Origin of the sequence: Pseudomonas sp. URMO17WK12:I7 (genome assembly GCF_003269045.1) — a bacterium.
GTDB lineage: Bacteria > Pseudomonadota > Gammaproteobacteria > Pseudomonadales > Pseudomonadaceae > Aquipseudomonas > Aquipseudomonas putida_J.
Genome location: NZ_QLTL01000005.1, coordinates 112,307 through 127,481, shown reverse-complemented (window position 1 = coordinate 127,481; position 15,175 = coordinate 112,307). Strand labels below are relative to the sequence as shown.

Genomic DNA, 15,175 nt, shown 5'->3' with positions numbered 1-15,175 from the left:
TTAAGTTGTTTGTGCAGTGCGTGATTGACGGCGTTGACGGCGTACCAGTTCCCCGGCCAGGGCCAGATAGGCCAGCGCGCCACGCGATTGCTTGTCGTAGGCCAGCGCCGGCATGCCGAAGCTCGGTGCCTCGGCCAGGCGGATGTTGCGCGGGATGACGGTGTCGTACAGCTGCTCGCCAAAGTGTTCCTTGAGCTGCGCCGAAACATCGTTGTTCAGGCTCAGGCGCGGGTCGTACATGGTCCGCAGCAGGCCTTCGATCTTCAGCTCCGGGTTCAACCGGGCAGCGATGCGCTTGATGTTATCCACAAGGTCGCTGAGACCTTCCAGCGCGTAGTACTCGCACTGCATCGGGATGATCACGCCATCGGAAGCGACCAGCGCATTGAGCGTCAGCATCGACAGCGACGGTGGGCAGTCGATGAGGATGAAATCATAATTTTCACGGATCGGCGCCAGCGCGTTGCGCAGGCGGCTTTCCTTGACCTGCATTTCCAGCAGCACCACTTCCGCGGCGGTCAGGTCGCGGTTGGCCGGCAGCAACTGGAAGCCGCCGTGCTCGGAGTAGTGCATGGCCTGGGCAAGGTCGCATTCCCCGATCAGCAGGTCATAGACCGAATGCTCGAGTTCGTGTTTGTCCACACCACTGCCCATGGTCGCGTTGCCCTGCGGATCGAGGTCGATCAGCAGAACACGACGCTTGGTCGCGGCCAGCGATGCTGCGAGGTTGATACAGGTGGTGGTCTTGCCGACCCCGCCTTTCTGGTTCGCGATTGCGAATACCTTAGCCATTGTTGCGTGTGTTCCCAATCAAGCCTTGCGGCGCAGTATCAGCAGATGGCGCTGGCCCTGGCAACCTGGAACGGTCAGGGCCTGCTCGCTTTCCACTGTGAAGTCTGCGGGCAATGCTACCAGTTCATCGGCAGGATGCAGCCCCTTCATTGCAAGCCATTGCGTCCCGGTGTCGCCCAGATGGCGGGTCCAGTTGGTGAAGTTCTCCATGCTGCTGAAGGCGCGGGAGATGATTCCGCTGAACGGTAGTGATGGCTGGAAAGCTTCGACCCTGCTGTGGATAACCGTAAGGTTGTCCAGCTTCAGTTCCATTTTCACCTGAGTCAGGAAGCGGGTCTTCTTGCCATTGGCGTCCAGCACCGTCACCTGCTTGTGCGGATGCAGGATAGCCAAAGGGATGCCGGGCATGCCACCGCCACTGCCAACATCCAGCCAGTTGTCACGCTCGTTGTGGATAAACGACATGACACTGAGGCTGTCGAGCAGGTGGCGGGAAACCATCTCGTCCGGGTCGCGCACGGCAGTGAGGTTGTAGGCTTTGTTCCATTTGATCAACAGGGCCAGGTAGCCCAGCAGCTTTTCGTGCTGCTCGGCGCTCAGCTCGACCCCGAGCTGGCGCGCACCTGTGGACAACTCTTCGGCGTGTTGCGGGGTGACCAGGGAACTCAAGCGCTTTGCTCCAATTCGCGGCCAGCGCCGCGTTTTTTCAGATGAATCAGCAACAGGGAAATCGCTGCCGGCGTGACGCCAGGAATACGCGAAGCCTGGCCAAGCGTCTCTGGACGAGTCTGGCCGAGCTTGCCCTGGATTTCCTTCGACAGCCCGGAAATCGTGGTGTAGTCGATATCCACAGGCAGGCGGGTATCTTCACTGGCGCGCAGGCGAGCGATCTCGTCCTGCTGACGGTCGATATAACCGGCGTACTTGGTCTTGATCTCGACCTGCTCTGCAACCTGTGGATCGATCTCTTCACCGCCGGTCGCTTCGATCAGCCCTGCATAGTCGATCTCTGGCCGGGCCAGCAGGTTGAGCAGACTGTATTCGTGGGCCAGCGGAGTGCCGAACTTATCCACAATCGCCTGGCCTTGTTCGGTGTTCGGACGTACCCAGGTCGACTTCAGGCGCTGTTCTTCACGCTCGATGCCGTCACGCTTGGCGCAGAAAGCAGCCCAGCGTTCGTCGTCGATCAAGCCGAGCTCGCGACCTTTCTCGGTCAGGCGCAAGTCAGCGTTGTCTTCACGCAGTATCAGCCGGTACTCGGCACGCGAAGTGAACATGCGGTACGGCTCCTGGGTACCCAGGGTAATCAGGTCGTCGACCAATACGCCGATGTACGCCTCGTCGCGGCGCGGGCACCAGCTTTCACGGCCTTGGGCACGTAGTGCGGCGTTGGTCCCGGCCAGCAGGCCTTGGGCGCCAGCTTCTTCGTAGCCGGTGGTGCCGTTGATCTGGCCAGCGAAGAACAGGCCGCCGATGACTTTGGTCTCGAGGCTGTACTTGAGGTCACGCGGGTCGAAATAGTCGTACTCGATGGCGTAACCCGGGCGAACGATGTGGGCGTTTTCCATACCGCGGATCGAGCGCACCAGTTCCAGCTGCACATCGAACGGCAACGAAGTGGAAATGCCGTTGGGGTACAGCTCATGGGTGGTCAGGCCTTCCGGCTCGATGAACACCTGGTGGCTTTCCTTGTCGGCAAAGCGATGGATCTTGTCTTCGATCGATGGGCAATAGCGCGGGCCGACACCTTCGATCACGCCGGAGTACATCGGCGAACGGTCGAGGTTCGAGGCAATGATCTCGTGGGTGCGGGCATTGGTATGGGTGATCCAGCAGCTGACCTGACGCGGATGCATTTGTGCATTGCCCATGAACGACATCACCGGGATCGGCGTGTCGCCTGGCTGTTCGGTCATGACCGAGAAATCCACTGAGCGCCCGTCGATACGCGGAGGGGTACCGGTTTTCAGGCGGCCGACTCGCAGCGGCAGTTCACGCATGCGGTGAGCCAGGGCAATCGATGGCGGATCACCGGCGCGACCACCGGAATGGTTTTGCAGGCCGATGTGGATAAGGCCGCCGAGGAAGGTGCCGGTGGTCAGCACCACGGATTCAGCGAAGAAACGCAGCCCCATCTGGGTCACTACGCCTTTGACCTGGTCCTGTTCGACGATCAGGTCATCGCAGGACTGCTGAAATATCCACAGGTTCGGCTGGTTTTCCAGGATCTCGCGTACCACGGCCTTGTAAATGGCGCGGTCGGCCTGCGCACGGGTGGCGCGTACCGCTGGCCCCTTGCGGTTGTTCAGGATGCGGAACTGGATGCCGCTCTTGTCGGTGGCCAGCGCCATTGCGCCGCCGAGCGCATCGATCTCTTTGACCAGATGGCTTTTGCCGATGCCACCAATCGCCGGGTTACAGCTCATGTGACCGAGGGTTTCCACGTTATGGGTCAACAGCAGGGTTTTCACACCCATGCGTGCTGACGCAAGCGCAGCCTCGGTACCGGCATGGCCGCCGCCGATGACGATCACTTCAAAACGGGAAGGGAAATCCACCACGCACCTCGTGCCTGTTTTTGCGAATAGAGAAGGTAAGCGGACAAGTATAGGGACTTCACCCCCTCTAAAGGAACCGTCTGAGCAAATTTTGACCAGTCTGTGGATGAGTGGCAGACAACAGAAATCAAAGAGAAGAAATTTATAAAAGCTTTGTTTTTATGTTTATTCTTATACACAGGCTTATCTGTGGATAAGGTTCTACAAACCTCTAAATGCGTGGTGTACAGAGAAATTGAACCCTGTGGCTTACCCACCATGAGGGTTCTGGATAACGTCTTTTAGCCTGTGGATTAAATGCCACTTTACCCACAGGCGGATTTGTCCCCCTAAAAAAAGCCTGCTTATCAAGAGGGCTGAAGGCGGGTTTTCCACAGGGCTCCTGAACAGGAAATAGTGTCTGTGGATGATTTTATGCAGACCTGTAATGGCCCCTTCACGGCTATAGCCGCTCCTACAGAGGCCGGTGTGGGTTTCGAAAGATCCGACGAGTGGATAAATTGCAGGCAAAAAAAAGCCGCTCCCGAAGGAGCGGCCTTGGATTTTTCTGGCTGTGGGCTACTTGCCGATGCAAAAACTGGAGAAGATCCGCCCTAACAGGTCATCGGAACTGAACGCTCCGGTGATCTCACCCAGCGCCTGCTGCGCCTGACGCAGGTCCTCCGCCAGCAATTCACCCGCGCCAGCCAGGGTCAGCTGTGCGCGGCCATGCTCCAGGTGCGAACTGGCCTGGCGCAAGGCATCCAGATGGCGCCGGCGGGCGCTGAAACCGCTCTCGGCGGTCTGTTCATAACCCATGCAGGCCTTGAGGTGATCACGCAGCAGCTGCAGCCCCTGGTCGTCGCCCTTGGCACTCAGGGTGATGGTTACGTGGCCGTCGTCGCACAGCTCCAGCCCTACCCGCTCACCGCTGAGGTCGGCCTTGTTACGGATCAGCGTGACCTTGGCCGGGTCTGGCCGCTGATCGAGAAACTCGGGCCACAAGGCGAACGGGTCACTGGCCTCAGGTGCGGTGGAGTCGACCACCAACAGCACCCGATCGGCTTCTCCAATAGCCTTCAGCGCACGTTCCACACCGATTTTTTCCACATGGTCATCGGTATCCCGAAGGCCAGCGGTGTCGACCACGTGCAACGGCATGCCGTCGATGTGGATATGTTCCCGAAGAATGTCGCGGGTGGTGCCGGCAATGTCAGTGACGATTGCGGCCTCGCGCCCCGCCAGTTGGTTCAACAAGCTCGACTTGCCGGCGTTCGGGCGACCAGCGATGACTACCGTCATACCGTCGCGCAGCAAGGCACCCTGCCCGGCCTCGCTCTGCACAGTGGATAACTCGGCACGTACTGCATCGAGCATCGACAACACATGGCCATCGGCAAGGAAGTCGATTTCTTCTTCAGGGAAGTCGATCGCCGCCTCGACGTAGATGCGCAGGGCAATCAGCGCCTCTGTCAGGCTGTGCACGCGCTTGGAGAATTCACCCTGCAACGAGCGCAAGGCGTTGCGCGCGGCCTGGCTGGAGCTCGCTTCAATCAGGTCGGCGATGGCTTCGGCCTGGGCCAGGTCGAGCTTGTCGTTGAGGAACGCACGCTCGCTGAATTCGCCAGGCCGCGCCAGACGGCAGCCGACTTGTACACAGCGCTGCAGCAGCATATCCAGCACCACCGGGCCGCCATGGCCCTGCAGCTCGAGTACATCCTCGCCCGTGAAAGAGTTGGGCCCTGGGAAGAAGAGCGCAATGCCTTCATCCAGCACCAGGCCTTCTTCGTCGCGGAATGGCCCGTAGTGGGCATGCCGTGGCGTCAGCGTTCGGCCGGTGATCAGCTGGCCGGCCTTGCTTGCCAATGGCCCTGACAGCCTGACGATACCGACGCCTCCGCGGCCTTGGGCGGTAGCGATGGCGGCGATGGTTTCACGCACAGTGTTCATGCTCGAAAGCCTCTACGACAAAAACGACAGATAGCAAAAACGCCCCCGAGGGGGCGTTTTTATTCACAGGCTAGCGCAGCAGCCCGTCAAGCAGCAGCTTTTTTGCTGGCTGCTTCGATACGGCGGGTGATGTACCACTGCTGAGTGATCGACAGGCAGTTGTTCACAACCCAGTACAGCACCAGACCAGCCGGGAACCACAGGAAGAAGAAGGTGAAGATGATCGGCATCATTTTCATCACCTTGGCCTGCATCGGATCCGGCGGAGTCGGGTTCAGACGCTGCTGGATGAACATGGTGGCGCCCATGATGATCGGCAGGATGAAGAACGGATCCTTGATCGACAGGTCGGTGATCCACAGCATCCATGGTGCCTGGCGCATTTCGACGCTTTCCAGCAGTACCCAGTACAGGGACAGGAAGACCGGCATCTGCACCAGGATCGGCAAGCAGCCGCCCAATGGGTTGATCTTCTCTTTCTTGTACAGCTCCATCATCGCCTGGGACATCTTCTGGCGATCGTCACCGAAGCGTTCCTTCAGTGCGGCGAGCTTTGGCGCCACGGCACGCATGCGCGCCATCGAGCGGTAGCTGGCAGCCGACAGCGGGAAGAACAGGCCCTTGATGAGCATGGTCAGAACGATGATCGACCAGCCCCAGTTGCCCAGCAGGCTGTGGATATGTTGCAGCAGCCAGAAGATGGGCTGGGCGATGAACCACAGGAAGCCATAGTCAACGGTCAGTTCCAGGCCTGGGGACAACTCTTTCAGCTTGGACTGGATCTTCGGACCGGCATACAGCACGGCACTGGTTTCGACCTTGCCGCCAGCTGGAACACTGAGGGCCGGGCCGGTGTAGCCGATGATGTAGTTGCCCTGGCTGTCCTTGCGGGTCTGGACAACGTTGTTGTCCGATTTGGCCGGAATCCAGGCGGTCACGAAGTAGTGCTGCAGCCAGGCAACCCAGCCGCCGGACACATTTTCTTTCAAACTACCTTTGTCGATGTCCTTCATCGAGACCTTTTTGTAAGGCTCGGAAGCAGTCCACATGGCAGCGCCAAGGTAGGTCGCAGTACCGGTGGCGGTGCTCGACGACGGGTCGGAACTGGCGTCACGCTTGAGCTGGGCAAACATGTTGCCGCTCCAAGCCTGGCCGCTCTGGTTGTCGATCAGGTAGCTGACGGTCAGGTCGTACTCACCGCGCTTGAAGCTGAAGCGCTTGATGTAGTTGACGCCGTTGTCGCTGAACTTCAGGTCGACCACCAGTTGTTCCTGGCCATCGGCCAGCTGGTAGCTCTTCTGCTCGGCAGCGTACAGCGGGCGACCGGACGAACGGGCATCCGGGCCGTTGGCGCCGGTCAGGCCGCTTTGAGCCAGGTAGACACGCTCGCCGCCGTTGTCGAACAGCTGGAACGGAATGTCCGGGTGGTCCTGGCGACGTGGGTATTGCGGCAGGTTCAGTTGGACGATGTCACCACCGACCGGATCGATAGCCAGGTCCAGGACATCTGTCTTGACCCGGATCAGGTCCTTGCTGACTGCAACCGGCGCCAGTTCGGCAGGGCTGGATTCGGCATTGGCGCTCGGCACATCGGCGCTGGCGTTACCGGCCGGCACGCCATCCGGCAAGGCCGGGGCAGTGGCGCTGGCAGCAGTATTCTGAGTCGGCAGGGCAGCCTGGCCGTAGTCCTCGTTCCACTTGAGGACCATGACGTAGGACACGATTGCCAGGGCGACGATCAGGATCGTGCGTTTAATATCCATGATTACTCGGCTATCGAAGAAGTTCGGGAGGAAGGAGCGGGGGGAACGGGATCGAAACCGCCGTCGTTCCACGGATGACAACGCCCCAGGCGACGAACGGCTAGCCACCCGCCACGCAAGAGGCCATGGTTTTCAATGGCTTCAAGAGCGTAACAGGAGCAACTGGGGTAGAAACGACAGTGATTGGCCATCAGGGGACTGATGGCGTAACGGTAAAACTGGATCGGAACGAGGGCCAGTTTACGCATTTTGACTGTCTACCCCTGCGGAATCGGCGTTTGCCGCTGGAGTTGGCCGGCTGCGCGCCAGGCGTTTCCAGAGCTTGCCAAAGTGTTGGTGCAATTCCGGGTTTTCTATCTCACCCAATCCCTTGCGCGCGACGATCACTATATCCAGGCCACCCAGCATTTGCTGGTTGAGCCGGAAGGAATCACGCATCAAGCGCTTGAGGCGGTTGCGCTGAACGGCGAGCTTGACGCTCTTCTTGCCGATCACCAGGCCGAGGCGCGGGTGATCAAGGCCGTTCTCGCGAGCAAGGATCAGCAGGTTTTTCCCTGGAACCTTGCCGGTTGGGGAGTCGAAGACCGCTTTGAAGTGCCGGGGTGTAAGCAGTCGCTTTTCCCGACTGAAGTCCTGACTCACCACCTGTGCCGAAAAATCAAATGGCCAGACGCTTACGGCCTTTGGCGCGACGACGCGACAGAACAGCGCGGCCGTTCTTGGTAGCCATACGGGCACGGAAGCCGTGGGTGCGAGCGCGCTTGATGGTGCTTGGTTGGAAAGTACGTTTCATGGCGTTGTTACCTGGGTTTGTCGACTACGGGCCGGAATGGCCCCCTTTTTAAGAGATCGGCGATTCTAGAGAAAGCAAGCCCATAGGTCAATTTCCAACCAGTCTTTCCGTATAGAAGGTGCTTTGGTCGATGGGTGCTGGGATGGGTTGATCGGGCAGGCAAATGGGAGACAGAATTAAAAAAAAGAAGAGACATATAAAAAGCTTTTCTGAAGAACTTATAAATCTTAGGTGGATAACCTTCTGTGGATAACTGCGTCAAGGCCAGAAAATACGGGATGTAGAGCATTTTGAAACCTTGTCGGTAACAGGTGCTGCGCTTGTGTTGGACGTGAGAATAGCCTGTGGATAGAATGCGTCGTTATCCACAGCGAAGTTATCAACAGGGCTCGCCTCAGGGTTGTGCATAGCCCTCAAGGTCGGTTATCCACAGGCCTTATTCACAGTGGTTGGAAGGCGTTTTTGCCGCTAAATGACTGTTTTGTCATGGCTCAGAATGTTTCCACATGTGGATAACTGATCGCTCGACCGGTACAATGGCGGTTTGTTTTTGCCTCATCCGGCTTTCAACTCAGGGGATATCCGTGTCAGTGGAACTTTGGCAGCAGTGCGTGGAGCTTCTGCGCGATGAACTGCCTGCCCAGCAATTCAACACCTGGATCCGTCCGCTACAGGTCGAAGCCGAAGGCAACGAGTTGCGCGTCTATGCGCCTAACCGTTTTGTGCTCGATTGGGTGAATGAAAAGTACCTGGGCCGTCTGCTCGAACTGTTGGGTGAAAATGGCAGCGGCATGGCGCCAGCCCTTTCCTTGTTAATAGGCAGCCGTCGCAGCTCCGCTCCACGTGCTGCACCTAATGCGCCTGTCAGTGCTGCGGTCGCTGCTTCGCTTGCTCAAAACCAGACTCAGCAGGCAGCGGCGCCCACCGTGGCCGCCGTAGCCGAGCCGGTTCAGGCGCCGCTGGCTGAACCGGTGCAGGTAAATGAGGTGGGGGAAACGGCTTCGCGTGACAGCTTCGACGGCATGGGCGACAACGCTTCAGCACCTGCTGCTGGCAACCGTACCGAACAGCGCACGGTCCAGGTGGAAGGCGCGCTCAAGCACACCAGCTACCTGAACCGCACGTTTACCTTCGAGACGTTTGTCGAAGGTAAGTCGAACCAGCTGGCCCGCGCTGCGGCCTGGCAGGTTGCTGACAACCCCAAGCATGGTTACAACCCGCTCTTCCTTTATGGCGGCGTGGGCCTGGGTAAAACCCACCTTATGCATGCTGTGGGTAACCACCTGCTGAAGAAGAACCCGAATGCCAAGGTTGTGTACCTGCATTCCGAGCGCTTCGTCGCGGATATGGTCAAGGCGCTGCAGCTCAACGCGATCAATGAATTCAAGCGCTTCTACCGGTCGGTCGATGCGCTGCTGATCGACGACATTCAGTTCTTCGCCCGTAAAGAGCGTTCCCAGGAAGAGTTCTTCCATACCTTCAATGCCCTGCTCGAGGGGGGTCAGCAGGTGATTCTCACCAGCGACCGCTACCCGAAGGAAATCGAAGGCCTGGAAGAACGCCTGAAGTCGCGCTTCGGCTGGGGCCTGACGGTGGCCGTGGAGCCGCCGGAACTGGAAACCCGCGTCGCGATCCTGATGAAGAAGGCCGATCAGGCCAAGGTAGAACTGCCGCATGATGCTGCGTTCTTCATCGCCCAGCGTATCCGCTCCAACGTACGTGAACTCGAAGGCGCTCTGAAGCGGGTGATCGCACACTCGCACTTCATGGGCCGTGACATCACCATCGAGCTGATTCGTGAGTCGTTGAAGGACCTGCTGGCGCTTCAAGACAAGCTGGTGAGTGTGGATAACATTCAGCGCACCGTGGCCGAGTACTACAAGATCAAGATCGCCGATCTGTTGTCCAAACGCCGTTCGCGCTCTGTTGCGCGGCCGCGTCAGGTAGCCATGGCGTTGTCGAAGGAACTGACCAACCATAGTCTGCCCGAGATCGGCGACATGTTTGGCGGCCGCGACCACACCACCGTGCTGCACGCCTGCCGCAAGATCAACGAATTGAAGGAATCCGACGCGGACATCCGCGAGGACTACAAGAACCTGCTGCGGACGCTGACGACTTGACGTTCGCCAGCGCAGCTAATTGAAGGCAAGGGACTAGACCATGCATTTCACCATTCAACGCGAAGCCCTGTTGAAACCCCTGCAACTGGTCGCCGGTGTCGTCGAGCGCCGCCAGACCTTGCCGGTTCTGTCCAACGTCCTGCTGGTCGTGCAAGGCCAGCAGCTGTCGTTGACCGGTACCGACCTGGAAGTCGAACTGGTTGGCCGCGTGCAACTGGAAGAGCCGGCCGAGCCAGGCGAGATCACTGTCCCGGCGCGCAAGCTGATGGACATTTGCAAGAGCCTGCCGAACGATGTGCTGATCGACATCAGGGTGGACGAGCAGAAGCTGCTGGTCAAAGCCGGCCGCAGCCGCTTTACCTTGTCGACCCTGCCTGCCAACGATTTCCCGACCGTTGAAGAAGGCCCGGGCTCGCTGACCTGCAACCTGGAACAGAGCAAGCTGCGCCGCCTGATCGAGCGCACCAGCTTCGCCATGGCCCAGCAGGACGTGCGTTACTACCTCAACGGTATGCTGCTGGAAGTGTCGCGCAATACTCTGCGTGCGGTTTCCACAGACGGCCACCGGCTGGCGCTGTGCTCGATGAGCGCTCCGATCGAGCAGGACGATCGTCACCAGGTCATCGTTCCACGTAAAGGTATTCTTGAGCTGGCGCGCTTGTTGACCGATCCGGAAGGCATGGTCAGCATCGTACTTGGCCAGCACCACATTCGTGCGACCACTGGTGAGTTCACCTTCACGTCCAAGCTGGTCGATGGCAAGTTCCCGGACTATGAGCGAGTGCTGCCGAAGGGCGGTGACAAGCTGGTTATTGGTGACCGTCAGGCGCTGCGTGAAGCGTTCAGCCGTACTGCAATTCTCTCCAACGAGAAGTACCGTGGCATTCGCTTGCAGCTGGCAGCCGGCCAACTGAAAATCCAGGCCAACAACCCTGAGCAGGAAGAAGCGGAAGAAGAGATCGGCGTGGACTACGACGGTAGCTCGCTGGAAATCGGCTTCAACGTCAGCTATCTGCTGGACGTGTTGGGCGTTATGACTACCGAGCAAGTTCGTCTGATTTTGTCCGATTCCAACAGCAGTGCCCTGCTGCAGGAAGCTGGCAATGACGATTCTTCCTACGTTGTCATGCCGATGCGTCTGTAATTCGTAGCAGGCGAAATGTCCCTTCGACGTATCATGGTCACCGCGGTGCGCAATTTGCACCCGGTGACTCTCTCACCTTCCCCCCGCATCAATATCCTTTACGGCGCCAACGGCAGCGGCAAGACCAGTGTGCTCGAAGCCGTGCACCTGCTAGGCCTTGCCCGGTCATTTCGCAGCACTCGCCTGAACCCGGTTATCCAGTATGAGCAGCCCGCTTGTACCGTGTTTGGCGAAGTGCAGTTGGCTGAGGGCGGCATCAGCAGCCTGGGCGTATCAAGGGAGCGGGCGGGCGACTTCACGATTCGCATCGATGGGCAGAATGCCAAGAGCGCTGCTCAACTTGCTGAAATGCTGCCGCTGCAGTTGATAAACCCGGACAGTTTTCGATTGCTGGAAGGTGCACCGAAAATCCGCCGACAGTTTTTAGATTGGGGTGTGTTCCACGTGGAACCTCGATTCCTGCCAGCCTGGCAACGTCTGCAGAAGGCGCTGCGGCAGCGGAACTCGTGGTTGCGGCATGGTACACTTGACCCAGCTTCGCAAGCCGCCTGGGACCGGGAGTTATGCCTGGCCAGCGCGGAAATAGATGAATACCGTCGCAACTACATCAAGGCCTTGAAGCCCGTCTTCGAGCAAACCCTGAGCGAGCTGGTCGAGCTGGACGGGTTGACCCTTAGCTACTATCGAGGCTGGGACAAGGACCGGGAACTGCAAGAAGTACTCGCCTCCTCTCTCCTTCGCGATCAGCAGATGGGTCACACCCAAGCCGGCCCGCAACGTGCTGATTTGCGTCTTCGTCTGGCTGCCAATAACGCAGCCGACATTCTGTCGCGTGGTCAGCAAAAGTTGGTGGTGTGCGCATTGCGCATTGCCCAGGGCCACCTCGTCAGTCAGGCTCGCCGCGGTCACTGTATTTATCTCGTTGACGACCTGCCGTCCGAGCTGGATGACCAGCATCGCCGCGCGCTGTGCCGCTTGCTTGAAGAATTACGCTGCCAGGTGTTTATCACCTGTGTAGATCACGAATTACTGAGGGAAGGCTGGCAGACGGAAACGCCAGTTGCCTTGTTCCACGTGGAACAAGGCCGTATCACCCAGACCCACGACCATCGGGAGTGAAGGCATGAGCGAAAATCAAACGTACGACTCCTCCAGCATCAAGGTGCTGAAAGGTTTGGATGCCGTACGCAAGCGTCCCGGCATGTACATTGGCGACACCGATGATGGTAGCGGCCTGCACCACATGGTCTTCGAGGTGGTCGACAACTCGATCGACGAAGCCCTCGCCGGTCACTGCGATGACATCACCGTCATCATCCACACGGACGAATCCATCAGTGTGCGCGACAACGGTCGCGGCATTCCGGTCGACGTGCATAAAGAAGAAGGCGTATCCGCAGCCGAGGTCATCATGACTGTGCTGCACGCTGGCGGTAAGTTCGACGACAACTCGTACAAAGTATCTGGTGGTCTGCACGGGGTAGGCGTTTCGGTAGTAAACGCGCTGTCCGAGAAGCTGGTGCTGACTGTTCGCCGCAGCGGCAAGATCTGGGAGCAGACCTACGTTCACGGTGTTCCACAGGCGCCGATGGCCGTAGTCGGTGACAGCGAAACCACCGGTACCCACATCCACTTCAAGCCTTCGGCTGAAACCTTCAAGAACATCCACTTCAGCTGGGACATCCTGGCCAAGCGGATTCGCGAACTGTCTTTCCTCAACTCGGGTGTTGGCATCCTGCTGAAGGACGAGCGTTCGGGCAAAGAAGAGTTCTTCAAATACGAAGGTGGCTTGAGCGCATTCGTTGAATACCTCAACACCAACAAGACCCCGATCAACTCGCAGGTCTTCCACTTCAACGTCCAGCGTGACGATGGCGTGGGGGTCGAGATTGCCCTGCAGTGGAACGACAGCTTCAACGAGAACCTGCTGTGCTTCACCAACAACATTCCGCAGCGTGACGGCGGTACTCACTTGGTCGGTTTCCGTTCCTCGCTGACCCGTAGCCTGAACAGCTACATCGAGCAGGAAGGCCTGGCTAAGAAGAACAAGGTCGCCACGACGGGTGACGATGCCCGTGAAGGCTTGACCGCGATCATTTCGGTAAAGGTGCCGGATCCGAAGTTCAGCTCGCAGACCAAAGACAAGCTGGTCTCCTCGGAGGTGAAAACCGCCGTCGAACAAGAGATGAACAAGTACTTCGCCGACTTCCTCCTGGAAAACCCGAACGAAGCCAAGGCCGTGGTAGGCAAGATGATCGACGCTGCCCGTGCGCGTGAAGCGGCACGTAAAGCCCGTGAAATGACCCGCCGCAAAGGTGCACTGGATATCGCGGGTCTGCCGGGCAAACTGGCGGACTGCCAGGAGAAGGACCCTGCCCTCTCCGAACTGTACCTGGTGGAGGGTGACTCCGCGGGTGGCTCGGCCAAGCAAGGCCGTAACCGTCGTACCCAGGCGATCCTGCCACTGAAGGGCAAGATCCTCAACGTCGAGAAAGCTCGCTTCGACAAGATGATCTCGTCCCAGGAAGTGGGCACGCTGATTACCGCGTTGGGCTGTGGCATTGGCCGCGAAGAGTACAACATCGACAAGCTGCGTTATCACAACATCATCATCATGACCGATGCTGACGTCGACGGTTCGCATATCCGTACCCTGCTGCTGACCTTCTTCTTCCGTCAGCTGCCAGAACTGGTCGAGCGCGGTTACATCTACATCGCCCAGCCGCCGCTGTACAAGGTCAAGAAAGGCAAGCAGGAGCAGTACATCAAGGACGACGAGGCCATGGAAGAATACATGACCCAATCGGCCCTCGAAGATGCCAGCCTGCACCTGGACGAATCGGCGCCAGCCGTTTCCGGCGTACAGCTGGAGACCCTGGTGAACGAATTCCGCTCCGTGATGAAAACCCTCAAGCGTTTGTCGCGCCTGTACCCGGAAGACATCACCGAGCACTTCATCTACCTGCCGGAAGTCACCCTGGAGCAACTGGGCGACCACGCGGTGATGCAAGCCTGGCTGGTGAAGTTCCAGGAGCGTCTGAGCAACAGCCAGAAGTCGGGCCTGGCCTATCAGGCCAGCCTGCGCGAAGACAAGGAGCGCAATGTCTGGCTGCCGGAAGTGGAAATCACCTCCCACGGCCTGGCCAGCTACGTCACCTTCAACCGCGATTTCTTCGGCAGCAACGACTACCGTACGGTGGTCAATGTCGGTGCCAAGCTTTCTACCCTGCTGGGTGAAGGCGCCTATGTTCAGCGTGGTGAGCGCCGCAAGGCGATTGTCGAGTTCAAGGAAGGCCTGGACTGGCTGATGAACGAAAGCACCAAGCGCCACACCATCCAGCGATACAAAGGTCTGGGCGAGATGAACCCGGAGCAGCTGTGGGAAACCACCATGGACCCAACCGTCCGCCGCATGCTCAAGGTCACCATCGAAGACGCGATTGCCGCCGACCAGATCTTCAACACCCTGATGGGTGACGCGGTGGAGCCACGCCGTGACTTCATCGAAAGCAATGCCCTGTCGGTATCGAACCTGGACTTCTGATCAGGTGTAGATCGCAAGATAAAAAACGCCCGCTGATGCGGGCGTTTTTTTATCTGCGAATATCAGTAGCCGGAAAGCACGTTGACGACCACACCACTGGCAATCGCTACCAGCACATAGTCACCGTTCACGTACAACCAGCGATGATCACGTGGTGGTGCGTACAGATGCCGTGCGCGCCAGTCGGTCACCCAGTAGCGGTCGACACGGTAGCGCGGTTCGACCACATACCCACGGTGCCACTGCTGATGCGGCATTGGCATACCCGCTTCGGGGCGGAAGTTCGGGTTGTGGTACGCCGGGTAGCGACCGTTGTCATGGCGGTCATGTCGTTCGGGCTGGCCATGGGGTTGATAGCCCTGATGGGACGGGCCGTGGCCATCGTCGTAACGGTCAGGGCCTGGTTGAGCGAAGCTGGCCAAGGGTGTGCTGAGCACAAGCGCGGCGCAGAGTACGGTCAGGGTTTTCTTCATGGGGTGGTCCTCTGCTTGTTTAACGCCCGGCGGGTGTAGCTGAGTGCCTGGTGCGG

At 58.7% G+C, this 15,175-nt stretch carries 13 protein-coding genes; 4 read left to right on the top strand and 9 right to left on the bottom strand.

All coding sequences use genetic code 11. The annotated features are described in order from the left end of the window. The 8 genes from H040_RS08365 to rpmH all read right to left on the bottom strand — a co-directional run bounded on the left by H040_RS08365 (position 1) and on the right by rpmH (position 7,835). Positions 1 to 792: a ParA family protein gene (locus H040_RS08365; RefSeq protein ID WP_012316952.1), complete on the bottom strand. Its 792-nt coding sequence runs from the start codon at positions 790 to 792 to the stop codon at positions 1 to 3. Positions 793 to 810: 18 nt separating this feature from the next. Then, entirely contained in the window at positions 811 to 1,461 is a 651-nt protein-coding gene (gene rsmG / locus H040_RS08360; protein ID WP_027917109.1) for a 16S rRNA (guanine(527)-N(7))-methyltransferase RsmG, read from the bottom strand. Beyond that, a complete protein-coding gene (gene mnmG, locus H040_RS08355; RefSeq protein WP_027917110.1) occupies positions 1,458 to 3,350 on the bottom strand; it encodes a tRNA uridine-5-carboxymethylaminomethyl(34) synthesis enzyme MnmG in 1,893 nt (630 codons plus the stop codon). The genes rsmG and mnmG overlap by 4 nt, the downstream gene beginning before the upstream one ends. Positions 3,351 to 3,908: 558 nt before the next feature. Next, entirely contained in the window at positions 3,909 to 5,279 is a 1,371-nt protein-coding gene (gene mnmE / locus H040_RS08350; RefSeq protein ID WP_027917111.1) for a tRNA uridine-5-carboxymethylaminomethyl(34) synthesis GTPase MnmE, read from the bottom strand. An 86-nt stretch (positions 5,280 to 5,365) separates the two neighbouring features. Further along, on the bottom strand, positions 5,366 to 7,042 hold the full coding sequence (gene yidC, locus H040_RS08345; protein WP_027917112.1) for a membrane protein insertase YidC: 1,677 nt from the start codon (positions 7,040 to 7,042) through the stop codon (positions 5,366 to 5,368). A 2-nt stretch (positions 7,043 to 7,044) separates the two neighbouring features. Then, complete coding sequence (gene yidD, locus H040_RS08340; RefSeq protein WP_079230263.1) at positions 7,045 to 7,290, bottom strand: membrane protein insertion efficiency factor YidD; 246 nt, start codon at positions 7,288 to 7,290, stop codon at positions 7,045 to 7,047. Then, positions 7,283 to 7,687 carry a ribonuclease P protein component gene (rnpA, locus tag H040_RS08335; protein ID WP_079230262.1) on the bottom strand — a complete coding sequence of 135 codons (405 nt, stop codon included), beginning with the start codon at positions 7,685 to 7,687 and terminating at the stop codon, positions 7,283 to 7,285. The genes yidD and rnpA overlap by 8 nt, the downstream gene beginning before the upstream one ends. Before the next feature lie 13 nt (positions 7,688 to 7,700). After that, a complete protein-coding gene (gene rpmH, locus H040_RS08330) occupies positions 7,701 to 7,835 on the bottom strand; it encodes a 50S ribosomal protein L34 (protein ID WP_003253163.1) in 135 nt (44 codons plus the stop codon). Positions 7,836 to 8,419: 584 nt separating this feature from the next. Here rpmH and dnaA point away from each other — a divergent pair. From dnaA to gyrB, 4 genes are read left to right on the top strand one after another with little or no spacing between them, the layout of a single operon-like run. Further along, a complete protein-coding gene (dnaA, locus tag H040_RS08325; RefSeq protein WP_027917114.1) occupies positions 8,420 to 9,958 on the top strand; it encodes a chromosomal replication initiator protein DnaA in 1,539 nt (512 codons plus the stop codon). 40 nt (positions 9,959 to 9,998) lie between these two features. After that, a complete protein-coding gene (gene dnaN, locus H040_RS08320; RefSeq protein WP_027917115.1) occupies positions 9,999 to 11,102 on the top strand; it encodes a DNA polymerase III subunit beta in 1,104 nt (367 codons plus the stop codon). A 15-nt stretch (positions 11,103 to 11,117) separates the two neighbouring features. Beyond that, a complete protein-coding gene (gene recF / locus H040_RS08315; RefSeq protein ID WP_027917116.1) occupies positions 11,118 to 12,221 on the top strand; it encodes a DNA replication/repair protein RecF in 1,104 nt (367 codons plus the stop codon). Positions 12,222 to 12,225: 4 nt separating this feature from the next. Continuing rightward, positions 12,226 to 14,646 carry a DNA topoisomerase (ATP-hydrolyzing) subunit B gene (gyrB, locus tag H040_RS08310; RefSeq protein WP_027917117.1) on the top strand — a complete coding sequence of 807 codons (2,421 nt, stop codon included), beginning with the start codon at positions 12,226 to 12,228 and terminating at the stop codon, positions 14,644 to 14,646. 62 nt (positions 14,647 to 14,708) lie between these two features. On the opposite strand, the gene H040_RS08305 is transcribed toward gyrB, so the two are convergent. After that, positions 14,709 to 15,119 carry an RcnB family protein gene (locus H040_RS08305; protein WP_027917118.1) on the bottom strand — a complete coding sequence of 137 codons (411 nt, stop codon included), beginning with the start codon at positions 15,117 to 15,119 and terminating at the stop codon, positions 14,709 to 14,711. Positions 15,120 to 15,175 lie beyond the last annotated feature (56 nt).

What these genes read in the sequence shown, in the direction of transcription:
- H040_RS08365 (WP_012316952.1), bottom strand. Translation starts at nt 792, where the DNA reads ATGGCTAAGGTATTCGCAATCGCGAACCAGAAAGGCGGGGTCGGCAAG.
- mnmE (WP_027917111.1), bottom strand. Translation starts at nt 5,279, where the DNA reads ATGAACACTGTGCGTGAAACCATCGCCGCCATCGCTACCGCCCAAGGC.
- yidC (WP_027917112.1), bottom strand. Translation starts at nt 7,042, where the DNA reads ATGGATATTAAACGCACGATCCTGATCGTCGCCCTGGCAATCGTGTCC.
- yidD (WP_079230263.1), bottom strand. Translation starts at nt 7,290, where the DNA reads ATGCGTAAACTGGCCCTCGTTCCGATCCAGTTTTACCGTTACGCCATC.
- rpmH (WP_003253163.1), bottom strand. Translation starts at nt 7,835, where the DNA reads ATGAAACGTACTTTCCAACCAAGCACCATCAAGCGCGCTCGCACCCAC.
- dnaN (WP_027917115.1), top strand. Translation starts at nt 9,999, where the DNA reads ATGCATTTCACCATTCAACGCGAAGCCCTGTTGAAACCCCTGCAACTG.
- recF (WP_027917116.1), top strand. Translation starts at nt 11,118, where the DNA reads ATGTCCCTTCGACGTATCATGGTCACCGCGGTGCGCAATTTGCACCCG.
- gyrB (WP_027917117.1), top strand. Translation starts at nt 12,226, where the DNA reads ATGAGCGAAAATCAAACGTACGACTCCTCCAGCATCAAGGTGCTGAAA.
- H040_RS08305 (WP_027917118.1), bottom strand. Translation starts at nt 15,119, where the DNA reads ATGAAGAAAACCCTGACCGTACTCTGCGCCGCGCTTGTGCTCAGCACA.